This window comes from Candidatus Avelusimicrobium luingense (assembly GCF_902757105.1).
Taxonomy (GTDB): domain Bacteria; phylum Elusimicrobiota; class Elusimicrobia; order Elusimicrobiales; family Elusimicrobiaceae; genus Avelusimicrobium; species Avelusimicrobium luingense.
The window spans coordinates 103333-116509 of sequence record NZ_CACVTK010000006.1; the positions used below are offsets into that span (position 1 = coordinate 103333).

A 13177-nucleotide genomic window follows, 5' to 3' on the forward strand; every position below is an offset into this window, starting at 1 on the left:
ACCCGCTTTTTCACGCAAATTTACTATAATTTTGCTATGAAAAAAATTTATTCCCTGTTACTTGTTGCTTTTCTTCTTCCCACGCTGGGGATAATCTCCAACGCGCAAACGTATGACACGTCGGCAAATGACCCGGAAAAAATCTATCTGTTTGACTCGGATATTACCGTCCATACAGACGGCTCTATTACCGTCGTTGAAACCATTACCCTTAACGTCAAACACCAAAACATTAACCGCGGTATTTACCGCGATATTCCGTTCTCGCTCAAAGAATCGATAGAGCCCCTATCCTTAACGTTTGACGGAGTTTCTCACCCATTTTTCATTGAATTTAAAGGCAAAATCCAACGCATTAACTTCGGAGATGATAATTATATCCCGTGGGGCAAGCACACCTATACCTTTACCTATAAATTTACAGGCGCGATTGATTTTTACCAAAATCACGATGAACTTTACTGGAACGTTACCGGAAGCGATTGGGCTTTCTCCATTGACAAAGCCCGCGTGCACGTAACATTTCCCGAACAAGTACAAATACAAAAAGACGGTATTTCGCTCTATACCGGGTACAAAGGCAGCAAAGCCAATTATACCGAAGAAGTAGGAAAACTGACTTACGAAACGACCCGCCCGTTATCCCCGCACGAAGGAATGACCATTGCTATTCCGTTCTATAAAGGCGTTATACAAAAACCGTCTTCTTTTCAATCATTAAGGCTCTTTTTTGCGCCTGCTTCCATATTGGCGCTACTGTTATTAGTCGGTCTATTTATCTATTTTATCAGTACGTGGATTATGGTAGGGATAGATCCGTCTTATTTACTTGTACCTCAATACGAGCCGCCGCAAAACATATCGCCGGCGTTTATGCACTATTTATGTACACAAGAATTGGACACAACCGCCATAGCCTGTATGCTACTGGATTTGGCGATGAAAGGGTATATAGAAATTAAAGAAAACAAATCTTTTTTCGCCATGGATAAAGCCACCATTATTTTAAAGAACCGCGATACACTGGATTTACCGGAAGAAGAAGCCGGGTTGATTACGCTTTTATTCCCGCACGGTACTGATACCTTCAGTTTAGGGCCATATACCGCCCAACGATGGAAACCTTTCCACAAAGGCATAGAAAAATTGTTTAGGCAAAATGCAAAAGAATATATCATCAGCCATTCATCTTATATCAAAAAAGCCGTTATCGGTATGGTGATATTGGGGCTTGTACCGCCTTTATGTTTAGGGAAAATAGGATTTCCGCTTATATTTATCAACCTACACTTTGCGGTATTTTTTACACTGACTTCCATTATTCATTCCCGCATAGGTCTTAAAGTTATATTAGGGCTTGCAATCACGGCATTTTACTCTGCCTTTTGGATTCCGATGTCCTTGCAGGCGGGGCCGGCCGCATTGATTTGTTCGCTATCCTATGTTTTAGGAATGTGGGGGCTGTCTTTCTACGTAACGCTCATTCGCAACGTAACCGAACGCGGCAAGGAACTCTTTGCGCATATTTACGGTTTTAAGAAATATATGAAAACCGCCGAAATTAACCGTGTATATGCATCCGACCCGACCAAAGCGGAACAAATTTTCTGTGCGTTTTTACCGTTTGCGTTTGCTTTTGGATTAGAAAACAAATGGATGAAAAAATTTGAAGGGGTGCTTTCCAAAGCCATTATAGATAAATGCACATCAGCGGCCGGAGGCATGCGGTTTATATCCTCCGGAGGTCTTTCCAAAAGTGTCAGCAGCGGCGGCGGTGGCGGCGGAAGCCACGGCGGCGGTCATGCCGGCGGCGGTCACGGTGGTGGTGGCGGCGGCGGAAGATAAACCCGTCCTACCAATTTATAATAAAAGAAGTCTGCCAAAAATACAGACTTCTTTTTGCTTACGGATTTACTATAATCTTGTTATGAAAAAAATTTATTCTCTGTTACTTGCTGTTTTTTTTCTTCCCGCGTTGGGGATTGTGTCCGGCGCGCAAACGTATGACACATCGGCAAACGACCCGGAAAAAATCTATCTGTTTGACTCGGATATTACCGTCCATACAGACGGCTCTATTACCGTTGTTGAAAACATTACCCTTAACGTCAAACATCAAAACATTAACCGCGGTATTTACCGCGATATCCCCGTTTCCCGCACAGAAAAAGTGCTACCTGTTTCGTTGCAATTTGACGGACAAGAACATCCGTTTTTTGTAGAGAAAAATAACAGCATATTAACTATCAATTTCGGAGATGATAATTATATCCCCGTCGGCAAACATACCTATACCTTTACGTACACATTTATCGGAGCCGTTGATTCTTATAAGGACTACGACGAGCTCTATTGGAACGTTACCGGAAACAATTGGGCTTTCTCCATGGATAAAGCTCGCGTGCACGTAACATTTCCCGAACAAGTAAAAGTACAAAAAGACGGTATTTCGCTCTATACAGGGCCCAAAGGCGGCAAAGCCAATCATACTGAAGAAGTAGGAAAACTGACTTACGAAACAACCCGCCCGTTATCACCGCGCGAAGGGATGACCATTGCTATTCCGTTTGATAAAGGGGTTGTCTCTATTTTATCGGCAAACATGCTGGCGGATAAATTTCGTGCCGAGCGGATTTTTTGGTTTCGCTTACTCCGCGCCCCGTTACGTATTGCGATCATCCTCGGTGTGTTTTTAATTTGCTTTATGGCAATTACTTGGTGGACGAAAGGCCGAGATCCCTTTTATACGCTCGTTCCGCAGTATGAACCGCCGCGCGAGTTTTCCCCCGCTTTTATATACTATTTAGAACACTTACGAATCAATACCGCCATGCATACGTGTTCGCTACTTCATTTGGCGCTTAACGGATATATAAAAATCACTCCTTTAGACCGCAACAAAACCAAACTAACCCGGTTACGCCAAGATACGGACGGCTTACCCGTTGAAGAAAAAATTGTGCTTAAGCAGTTATTTCCCAAAGATACCGAAACGCGCACGTTGGCGCCGTACTCAGCCGAAGATATTTTTCACCACATTGACACCAAAACCGACGACGAATTTCAAAAGATGGCCGAACCTTTCATCAATCAAAATACTCCCTATGTAAAAACGGTATTTCGTCTTTTGTGTTTATTAGGATTGTTACCCGGATTAGCGGGCATACTGGGAGCCGTTACATTGATTTACAATCCCGGCGTTTGGGAAATGTTTAACGATACCGGAGTATTTATTTCTTCAATTGACGAAGGCAACATTACGCTGCTTATTTTACCGTTTATCGGGGCGATATTCTTATCCCTGTTTAATATTGTTTTAGCAACTATGCCGAAACAGATTCAACCGAAATGGGGTATCCTTCCGATGTTGTTTCCTACCCAACTATTTGCTGCGATACTTATTGCTATGCAAAACACGCGTTACAGTATATTTTGTCAACTAATATTTGTTAGTATCGTGCTTTTGTTTAGTTTATATACGTATCTCATACGTAACGTAACACAGCAGGGCCAGCAACTCTATACCGAATTGTATGGGTTCAAGCATTATTTGCGCGTTGCCGAAACGTACCGCACTTTAGCGTCCAACCCACAAAATGCGGAAACTATTTTCTGCAATTTTTTGCCTTATGCCTTTGCGCTGGGGTTAAAAAACCAATGGATAAAGAATTTCAAAGGTATTTTATCACAAGCGGTATTGGAACGCTGCACAGAAGCAGCCGGCGGGACTCATTTTATCACAAGCGACTTATCCCGCGCCGTTTCCAGCGCAAGCAGTAGCCGCCCCAGTGAAAGTAGCCGTAGCAGTGGCGGTGGCGGGAGCCACGGAGGAGGAAGTTCCGGCGGCGGTCACGGCGGTGGTGGCGGCGGCGGAAGATAAAATTTGATAAAACTCCCCGGGCTTATGCTCGGGGAGTTTCATTTTTCCGCAACAATAAATTGGTGGCTATATTTTTCCAAATTTTCGCTTACCCAAAAATCTTCAAACAACTTCCGGGCTTGCGTGGCGTAATCATTTAGAAGTGGCATTTTTAGAGTATACAAAAATCGACGCACTATTTGATAAAATTAAATATATGGTTAAACTGAACACGATTTTTTTCGGTACGCCCGATATTTCCGTGCCGTTTTTACAACGCACCCACGAACTTACGAACGTAAAACTCGTCGTTACGCAAGCCGATAAACCGCGCGGACGCGGGATGGAAGTATCCGCTTGCCCCGTCAAACAAATGGCACAAAATTTGGGGCTTCCGGTTTTATCACCCGAAAAATTAAAAGACAGTTTTGATGAAATTTCAAAAATTCCTTTTGATGTAGGTATCGTCGTAGCGTACGGAAAAATTTTCCGCCCGAATTTTATTGCGCTACCTAAATTGGGGCTGATCAATGTACATTTTTCTTTACTGCCGCACTTACGCGGCGCGGCCCCTGTACAACAAGCGTTACTGCAAGGTTATACCCAAACCGGCGTTTCCACTTTTTGGATAAACGAAGGAATGGATGACGGGCCGTTATTTCTGCAAAAAAAATTAGATATTGCCCCGCAAGACAATGCCAAAACGTTGTTTGAAAAATTAACCGCGCTTGGGTTAGAGGCTTTGCAAGAAACAATTTTACAATTAGAGCAAGGTAATATACTCCGCACGCCGCAACAAGGCGTGCCCACCCTTGCCCCGATGCTTCAAAAAGAAGATGCACTTTTGCATCCGGCCGATTTAACCGCCACACAATTACATAACCGCGTGCGCGGACTTGCGTGCGGGCCTAAGCCCAAAATTCCGTTTTTGCATAACGGGAAATCAGATTGGTTACTAGTGTTACAAACCCAACCGGAACAAAACACCGACACCCAAGCCCCCGGCACCGTATTGGCTATTGAGAGAAACCGCGGAATTTTAGTAAAATGTAAAGAGGGTGCGGTGTGGATCAGTCAAGTACAACCCGCCGGTAAAAAACCCATGCCCGCAGCAGATTTTGCAAACGGACGCGCCTTACATACAGGCGATTTGATTTTTGTAGAAAAATTATGACACAAAACGAACAAAATTTTGACGATTTTTTAAATAACAAGCCCAAAAAATCACGCCGGCTTACCAAATGGGTTATCGCCTTGGTAGTGCTTGCGTTTTTTGTTGCCTTACTTTTCGTATCGGCCGACTGGGTGATGGGCGCACTCGTGCATACGCGCAAAGAAGTGTCCGTGCCCGACTTAACCAAAAAACCCGTTTCGCAAGCATTAGGCTTGCTCGCCGCACAAAATTTAGCCATTAAACAAGCGGGCGTAGAATTTGCCCAGAATGTTCCCCCCGGCTCTGTACTTCGTCAAATTCCATCTGCCGGTTCAACCGTGCGGGAAGGCCGCGTGATTCGTGTATGGATCAGCCAAGGGGATGAAATGGTCTTTGTACCGACGTTAGTTGGCACCGACTTACGAAGCGCGCAACTAGCCGTACGTCAAGCAGGGTTAAGCGTAGGCAAGGTGGAAAATGCCTATTCGCTTACGTATGAAAAAGGGCTGATCGTCGCGCAAAATCCCAAAGCAGACAGTATGGTACAAAAAGGAGAAACCGTTTCGCTGATTATTTCCAACGGTCAACCGCCATCCAGCGTTGTATTAGTACCTAATTTCAAAGGCAAAAATTTATCCGAAGCCACGCTGTGGGCCAGTGCGCAAAACATCAATTTAATTATCAAAGAAGATCCGACCAGCGCATTTCGTAACGGCACGATTGCGGCACAACGTCCGGCGGCAGATAGTCAAACTGCCCCCGGTACAAACGTAGAAGTTACCGTCAGCCGCCGCCCGATTAGTGATGATGAAAAAGTATATCACCTGCACTACGAAATGCCGCAAGGTAAAAACGCCAGTCATGTGCGCGTAGTGCTGGAAGATGAGACGGGTGAAAATGAAATTTTGAATGAAACCAAGCAACCCGGCTCTAAAATCAATTTGGAAATTCCGTATGCGGGCACCGCTACTTTACGCATCTTTACCGACGGAGTGTTAGTACGGGAACGGGAGATTTTATAAAAATGACTTCCAAAATTCCCCCCGCAAATGGTAAAATATATGTTGCGCCGTCTTTATTGTCTGCCGATTTGTGGCAGTTAGGGCAAGACGTGCAACGTGTAGAACTGGCCGGAGCCGATTGGTTACATGTGGACGTAATGGACGGACACTTTGTACCGAATTTAAGTTTTGGGCCGGCATTAGTGCGTTCTTTGAAGAAAAACACTTCCTTACCGCTGGATGTGCATTTGATGGTGGAACATCCGGCCCGGTTTATTGAGCCGTTTACTAAAGCCGGGGCTGATTTACTGACCGTACATTTGGAAGCGCAAGATGATGTAAAAGATGTGTTGAAACAAATTCATGCGCTGGGAATAAAAGTGGGTGTATCTATTAAACCCGACACCGATGTCCGGTCCATTATTCCGGTATTGGAAGAAACCGATTTGATTTTAGTAATGAGTGTATATCCGGGCTTTGGCGGGCAAGAATTTTTGCCCGAGGCGCCCGAAAGAATACGGCAAATTCGCCAACTGATAACGAAAACAAACCGTCCGGTTTGGTTGGAAGTGGATGGCGGTATTAACGCGCAAACCGCGCGCGAAGTTGTACAAGCGGGGGCAGATGTGTTAGTAGCCGGAAATGCAATTTTTAGTGCAAAAGATCCTGCTGTGGCCCTTAAACAAATTAAGCAGGCATCTTAGTACATTTAATATCAACCTTTTGCACCAATGCAGAAGGTACATAAGGAGAGTCATACAATGGCAGTAGTAATTAGATTACAACGGGTAGGCAAAAAAGCCCAACCTCAATACAGAGTCGTCGCAATTGAAAAGAAATCAGCGGTCGGCCAAGAAGCAAAAGAAGTGTTAGGGCAATATCACCCGTGCAATCCGAACGCCGCCGAACAAATTAAACTCAATATGCCCCGTGTGGAATATTGGATGAAAATCGGCGCCAAACCGTCGGAAACCGTCGCTAGTTTGATTAAAAAAGCCAGCGCCAAATAATCAACGGGGCTTGTTATGAAAGAACTAGCCACGTTAATTTTGAAATCGCTTTCTTCTACGCCTCAAGACGTAGTTGTAGAAGAAAAGGTAGAAGACAATCGGATTTTCTTGTCCACGAAAGTGGGCTCGGCTGATAAAGGTAAAATCATTGGCAAAGACGGTTGTATCATCAAAGCCGTACGCACGGTTTTGAGTGCCGCCGGAGCCAAGCAGGATAAAAAAGTTACCCTAAAGTTGGAAGACTAATGAAAATTGACGTTATCACCGCTTTTGAAGAAATGATAGACCAAACGCTTTCCCACAGTATTGTCGGGCGGGCGCGCAAAGCGGGGATAATCAAGTTGGCAACGTTAAGTCCGCGGGTATTCACAACGGACAAACACCAAACGATTGACGATCGCCCCTATGGTGGCGGGCCCGGAATGTTAATGAAGGCCGAACCGCTGTATCAGGCGATTAAAAAGTTACGTAAAAAAACATCTTTCGTAATTTTAACCAGCCCGCGCGGGCAAACCTTTGACCAAACCTTGGCCAAAAAGTTAGCCAAAAAGCGCCACCTGATTTTTGTGTGCGGGCATTACGAAGGAATAGATGCGCGGATTTATCCGCAGGTGGATTTAGAAGTATCTTTGGGCAATTTTATTTTGACGGGCGGAGAACTTGCCGCTTGCACCATGATAGACGCGATTACGCGGTTGCAGAAAGGCACTTTTAAGAAGCAAGACGTAACGACCAGTGAATCGTTTGAAGAAGGGCTGTTAGAAGCCCCCCAGTACACCCGCCCGGAAGTTTGGCGGGGATTACGAGTACCCGAGGTTTTACTGAACGGAAACCATAAAGAAATCGCCGCGTGGAAACACGAACAGGCACTCAGATTAACAAAACAATTAAGGCCCGATTTACTAACCGCCTCTCAACCGGTAAAAAAGGCCGTAAAGAAAAAAACAATTCGGAGGAAGTAGTTTTATGAATATCAACGATATTAAACACAATCTCAAAACCAATGTCCCGTCTTTCAAAGCCGGCGACACGGTACGTGTCAAAGTAAAAGTAGTAGAAGGCGACACGGAACGCTTACAAGCGTTTGACGGCGTAGTTATTGCCCGCAAAGGCAGCGGCATTGGCGAGACTTTTACCGTACGCAAAGTATCCTTTGGCGTAGGCGTGGAACGCATTTTCCCGGTGCACTCTCCCCGGGTGGACAGCATTGAAGTACTCAAAATCGGCAAAGTACGCCGCGCTAAACTCAATTACTTGACCAAACTGTCCGGTAAAGCGGCCCGCTTACAAGAACTTAAAAAACCCACCGAGACTACCACGGAAGCCCCGGTGCAAGAGGCGAAATAATTATCTAAGGATAATTAAAAACTCCGAATATACCCCCCGGATAAACGCGTTATCCGGGGGTTTATTGTCTGTAAATTGTCTGTAAATAGTTTTAAGGCAAGGCAAACAAATGAGCATTAGAAACATATTCCGAGATCCATTTTCCACGAAATAGTTTTTGGCAATAGATTCCTTTTGTAAGCACATAAGTTCCGGCAGTCCGTTCGTAACAATATAGGGTATTGGGTGACACCGTTGACAAATTTCCTACATTTTGAAAAATAGCAAAACCGGCTCCGGCATATTGTCCAGCAGTCCGTATGGCTACGATACCCTGTACTCCCGCGGTTTCTTGAATGGCAACCCCCCACTCCGTATTAGTAGGACAACCATCGTAAAGTTGAGCACAAAGATGTTGTGTTTTTTGCGCATCGGATAGTCCAATATCCAAACTATCTACATCCGCATATGTAACGTATGTACCGTTTGCTATATGATATGCCTCTGCTGCCTGAGCCAATGATTTAACCAGTGTTATTCCTTGTACGGCTTTACTTTTTTCTACCGCTTTTTGATATTGCGGGAGTGCCACTGCCGCCAAAATACCGATAATGAGTACAACAACTAAAAGTTCAATAAGCGTAAATGCTTGTTTGTTTTTCATACATTTATCCCTCTTTTTACAAAATGTTCCAACAAATAAAATCTAGCAAAAAAAAAACGATGTCAAGTCTTACACAAGAACAAGCACACAACACAACAAAAATGCCCCGCTAAAATCAGCGGGGCATTGTCATCACAACTATCCTATTTATGTCCTAATAAATTGCGTGCCAACTGCGTTTGGTGATCTTGAAATCTACACGACGGTTCGCGCGGCGTCCTTCGGATGAGTTATCCAACGTAATCGGGCGAGATTTGCCGTATGAGTGGATACGGATACGTTCGGCATTGATACCGCGGCTGACTAAATACGACTTCATAGCGGCCGCCCTGGAGCCGGCAATCCAGTAATTATACTCATCAGACCCAACAATATCCGCATGGCCTTCAATAATCAGGTGCAAGGTAGTATCGTCTTGCAATACGGTAACCAGTTTATCCAATATAGGATAAGCATCTTCCGGCGGGCGGATAGAGTCAAATTCGTAATGCACTGACGGAATCTGTAATGTTTTGCCCATCTGTTTAGCCGATTGGGCCGACAAGCGTTCATTTTTAATTTGTTGTTCCTGAATAGCCGGGTCGGTCTTTTTCGGACGGGAAAGATCATCTTCCTCCGTTTGAGCAGAAGCACACGCGGTGAGTACCGCTGCACTTAATATAAGTAAAAAAAGTTTCCAATTCTTCATAATTCCTCCTGTGCTTATTATAGCACAATACATTAATTTGCGTAATAAAATTTATTTTATCCAAGTTATTCACATACTGTGGATAACTTGTGGATAACCCGCTTTATACTCTACATTTTAGGGGTTTTTACGATACCCCTTTTCGGCTTTATACCCGGTTTTGGACTATAGGCTGTGGATAACTTCTTTTTTCTGTGGATAACTTTAAAACTAAACCCGAAAAATAAAGGAAAATTTTATTTTCCCCGACGGAGAATTTATAAATTACCACTTTTTCCCTTTTTTTCGGTCAAAAGAAAAAACCTGTTGACAAGTCCCTCTTTTTTTGCCTAAAACAGCCTTTTTTGTGCGTTTTTCTTATTTTTTAAGCCGAATTTTTACAGAAAATGGATTTTTATCCACAGATTGATAAATTTTTACCTTGCCGGGCTCTGCTCCGGCCAGCACACGGAACACCCCTTGCATGGGATCCCATGCCAAAAACGGCGGGCTTATCCGTACCGAAACCGGAACATAGTGAAATAGCGAATTATCCGCCAGCACCGCCCAAACACGTAAAGGTATATCTTTCGGGGCAGATAACGATATATGGTTAAATAATACGTCGGCCTTGAGTGTTTTAAGTTGCACTTGCGCTTGAGAAGCCCACAAATATTGCGTATTAACCGGATTTAACCAAAACGATGTTGTATCGTCGTAACGCAAAGCAAAATCAGGGCCATAGATTTTACCGTTTTGCTCTAAAACTTGTTGAGCCCGGGCCAGTTCTTCTTGCGTACCGACCCCTAATATCCGCACCGACGGTACCGGGACATTTTCCCACACATTACCGGGATGAATAAGCGCCACCGCACCGAACAAATTCGGGTTTTGAGCGACGCGTAGTGCAATTTTAGCCGCGTTTGGCCCTTGTACGGCCAAAATACGGTTTTCCGGGCCGTTTTTTGTTAAATAGTTAGCATCGGTATAAGGAAGTATTTCATCCGATAAAAACCGTACAATTTTATCGGCTTTTTGCGTATAATCTTGCTCGGTAAAATTGATTCCCACCACAATAGCCGGATTCCCTTTTTGATAGGCGGCTACGAAAGACGCATCCTCTTTAGGCACCAATCCCAAGGCTACTATCACCGGATAATTTTGTTTAAGCGGCACGGAATCTTCCGGTAAGAAAAACGATACCGTATAGGTATTTCCCAACGATTCCGACGGGAAATTCACCATTGTTTCCCGCCCGGGGTGAATAAACAAAAGCGATTCATCTTGCGCCTGTATTAAGGGCGCGACACACAACAAACACAGTAATAAAAATAGTTTTTTCATAGTTGTATTTTAGCATTTGTCCGGCGGAATTGCCTAGTGAATATCAATTTAACCCGGCTTGCAATAATGTTATAATAAGTAAATAAGGAGTTATCTATGAAAAAATTATTATTACTTATTTTAAGTTTTTGTCTTACCGGTGTTGTCCAAGCGGCAACCCCGACCTTGCAAACTGTTTTACCGCTACTGCAAAAACACCAGCGCACCGCCGCGGAAAATCAACAAGTCTTATCGTTATTTCGCACCGCTAAAGATCCTAATATCATTTTTGCCGCCGGAGCCAGTTTAGTAAAAATTCCGCCGCAAAAAAATCAGGAGCCCGCTTTATTTAGTATTTTAATGCGCCAGCAAGATCCGCTTAAACAAACTTTCGCGGCGATTATTCTTATTGCGATGGGCAACACGCACGAAGAATTGGCCCCCACCCTAGAAACTGCGTTAAACAGTAAAGACCCCGTCTTGCGCGCTTACACAGCCGCCGCGTACGCATTTATCCAACCGAAAAACACAAACTATACCGACGAAATTGTACGGTTATATATCTTTGATAACGATTTTGCTTCGCGCGCGCTCAATGTATTAAACGGTAATGAAACCAACCCGCTTAAAACGCTTAAAAAAGCCGCTGTTTCCACAGATCCTCAAGTCCGCGCTGCTGCGGCCTCGTGGTTGGGCAATTTGCACACCCAAGCATCCGCCAAGCAACTCTTAAAAATGGCGAAGAAAGAAACGGACCCCGCCACACAAGCCGCTATCGCAACGGCTTTAGCCGCCCAACGAGAATATACATTACCGGACGTTAGCAAAGCATTAAGCAAAAATTTCAATTCTCCTTACGCTAACACTGCTGCTTTAGCCCTTGGTTTTATGACGGGCAACGGTATAGATGCCGTACGCAAAAACTTAATAAGCACCAATACCAATGCTCATATCAATGCTTCCCGTGCAGCGGCATATATGGCCAATGTTTTATCCAATCCGGATGCGTTTGCTTATTCGTCCGATCGTGTATTTGATATTCATTTGTTAAAAGGACTCATCGCTCCGTTAAAAGCACTGGAAACATCCGGCAACAACGACGAAAAAACCTTTGCGGCCAACGCACTGCGCCAAATTGAAAAACTGATGGAGTAACTTATGCAACCTGTCATTAAAGTAAAAAAATTAGATTCACAAGCCAAATTACCCCTTCGGGCCCACGATACCGATTCCGGTGCCGATTTATTTGCACTTACCCGCACCGTTTTACCCCCCCACGCCGTCACACATGTTCATACGGGCGTATGCGTGGAACTGCCGGAGCAAACTTCCGGTATTATTTGGGGAAAGAGTTCGGTAGAGAGTAAAGGTATCAAAGCCATGGCAGGACTTGTAGATGCCCCGTACCGCGGTGAACTAATTGTCTGTATGTATAACTTAAATGACACGGAATTTGTGTTTGAAGCCGGACAAAAAGTAGCACAACTAGTCGTCTTACCAACATTATATCCGTCTTTTGTGCAGGCCGAAGAAATCAGCCAAACTTCGCGCGGCAGCGGCGGTTTCGGCAGCACGGGCAGTAAATAAATTAGTTTTCATACCCACAAAAAACCCGGCCAACAGACCGGGTTTTTCGTTTTCAAAATAGTGTCTATCTTGTCTCAAATCCGGAATCCTGTAACGTTTTGCAAATGTAAGAACCCATATCCGTTTCCGACTTGCAAATGGACTTGCCGTGTTTATCTTCGGAAAAACGATTATATATCGTCAGATGATATAATTTTTCTCCTCCGGAGATACGGTCTATCTCCAACGATTTTCCGCCACTGATATCGTACACAAAATCTTTGGTTTGGAAGGTACTATCATCAATCCATTGTCCCCCGCCGACTTGAACATCTAAAAATTGTTTTGTAGTCGGCCATACATTGGGATTAGTTAAAAAAGCCCTGTTCATAGCGTCCACAATAGTTCGGGCGGTAGATAATACTTCAACCGTGCGGGAGCGCTCCACCGATTTGCTATATTGCGGCAATGCAATAGCGGCCAACATCCCGGCAATAAATACTACAATCAACAATTCTGTTAATGTAAAACCTTGTTTCATAAATTCTCCTATTAAGTAAGTTTCTTTTATGGTATAAAATAGCCGAGGCGAAAAACAAGTATTTTTT

At 44.2% G+C, this 13177-nt stretch carries 15 protein-coding genes; 11 read left to right on the forward strand and 4 right to left on the reverse strand.

Annotation, left to right across the window (positions count from 1 at the left end):
• Positions 1-36 precede the first annotated feature (36 nt).
• From ACQY3H_RS06455 to rplS, 9 genes are all read left to right on the forward strand, one after another.
• Positions 37-1845, forward strand: a complete 1809-nt coding sequence (locus tag ACQY3H_RS06455) for a DUF2207 domain-containing protein (protein ID WP_428075759.1) — start codon at positions 37-39, stop codon at positions 1843-1845.
• An 82-nt stretch (positions 1846-1927) separates the two neighbouring features.
• A complete protein-coding gene (locus tag ACQY3H_RS06460; RefSeq protein WP_428075760.1) occupies positions 1928-3880 on the forward strand; it encodes a DUF2207 domain-containing protein in 1953 nt (650 codons plus the stop codon).
• Positions 3881-4076: 196 nt separating this feature from the next.
• Positions 4077-5033: a methionyl-tRNA formyltransferase gene (fmt, locus tag ACQY3H_RS06465; protein ID WP_428075761.1), complete on the forward strand. Its 957-nt coding sequence runs from the start codon at positions 4077-4079 to the stop codon at positions 5031-5033.
• Positions 5030-6034, forward strand: coding sequence for a PASTA domain-containing protein (locus ACQY3H_RS06470; RefSeq protein WP_428075762.1), 1005 nt, complete (start codon positions 5030-5032; stop codon positions 6032-6034). Before fmt ends, ACQY3H_RS06470 begins: the two co-directional genes overlap by 4 nt.
• A gap of 2 nt (positions 6035-6036) precedes the next feature.
• Entirely contained in the window at positions 6037-6717 is a 681-nt protein-coding gene (rpe, locus tag ACQY3H_RS06475) for a ribulose-phosphate 3-epimerase (protein WP_428075763.1), read from the forward strand.
• A gap of 57 nt (positions 6718-6774) precedes the next feature.
• Positions 6775-7023 (forward strand): 30S ribosomal protein S16, encoded by a 249-nt coding sequence (gene rpsP / locus ACQY3H_RS06480; protein WP_428075764.1) that lies wholly within the window; start codon positions 6775-6777, stop codon positions 7021-7023.
• A 15-nt stretch (positions 7024-7038) separates the two neighbouring features.
• Complete coding sequence (locus ACQY3H_RS06485) at positions 7039-7269, forward strand: KH domain-containing protein (RefSeq protein WP_428075765.1); 231 nt, start codon at positions 7039-7041, stop codon at positions 7267-7269.
• Positions 7269-7985: a tRNA (guanosine(37)-N1)-methyltransferase TrmD gene (gene trmD / locus ACQY3H_RS06490; protein ID WP_428075766.1), complete on the forward strand. Its 717-nt coding sequence runs from the start codon at positions 7269-7271 to the stop codon at positions 7983-7985. Before ACQY3H_RS06485 ends, trmD begins: the two co-directional genes overlap by 1 nt.
• A 4-nt stretch (positions 7986-7989) precedes the next feature.
• Positions 7990-8370 carry a 50S ribosomal protein L19 gene (gene rplS, locus ACQY3H_RS06495; protein WP_428075767.1) on the forward strand — a complete coding sequence of 127 codons (381 nt, stop codon included), beginning with the start codon at positions 7990-7992 and terminating at the stop codon, positions 8368-8370.
• A 91-nt stretch (positions 8371-8461) separates the two neighbouring features.
• Here the strand turns inward: rplS and ACQY3H_RS06500 are convergent, their stop codons facing one another.
• The 3 genes from ACQY3H_RS06500 to ACQY3H_RS06510 all read right to left on the reverse strand — a co-directional run bounded on the left by ACQY3H_RS06500 (position 8462) and on the right by ACQY3H_RS06510 (position 11024).
• Complete coding sequence (locus ACQY3H_RS06500) at positions 8462-9013, reverse strand: type IV pilin protein (protein ID WP_428075768.1); 552 nt, start codon at positions 9011-9013, stop codon at positions 8462-8464.
• 154 nt (positions 9014-9167) lie between these two features.
• A complete protein-coding gene (locus tag ACQY3H_RS06505) occupies positions 9168-9701 on the reverse strand; it encodes an OmpA family protein (protein WP_428075769.1) in 534 nt (177 codons plus the stop codon).
• Positions 9702-10058: 357 nt separating this feature from the next.
• On the reverse strand, positions 10059-11024 hold the full coding sequence (locus ACQY3H_RS06510; RefSeq protein WP_428075770.1) for a hypothetical protein: 966 nt from the start codon (positions 11022-11024) through the stop codon (positions 10059-10061).
• A gap of 96 nt (positions 11025-11120) precedes the next feature.
• Between ACQY3H_RS06510 and ACQY3H_RS06515 the strand changes: the two genes are divergently transcribed.
• On the forward strand, positions 11121-12158 hold the full coding sequence (locus tag ACQY3H_RS06515) for a HEAT repeat domain-containing protein (RefSeq protein WP_428075771.1): 1038 nt from the start codon (positions 11121-11123) through the stop codon (positions 12156-12158).
• 3 nt (positions 12159-12161) lie between these two features.
• Positions 12162-12590 carry a dUTP diphosphatase gene (gene dut, locus ACQY3H_RS06520; RefSeq protein ID WP_428075772.1) on the forward strand — a complete coding sequence of 143 codons (429 nt, stop codon included), beginning with the start codon at positions 12162-12164 and terminating at the stop codon, positions 12588-12590.
• A gap of 64 nt (positions 12591-12654) precedes the next feature.
• On the opposite strand, the gene ACQY3H_RS06525 is transcribed toward dut, so the two are convergent.
• The gene (locus ACQY3H_RS06525) at positions 12655-13110 is read right to left on the reverse strand and encodes a type II secretion system protein (RefSeq protein WP_428075773.1); all 456 of its coding nucleotides are present in this window, start codon (positions 13108-13110) and stop codon (positions 12655-12657) included.
• Between the last annotated feature and the right edge of the window lie 67 nt (positions 13111-13177).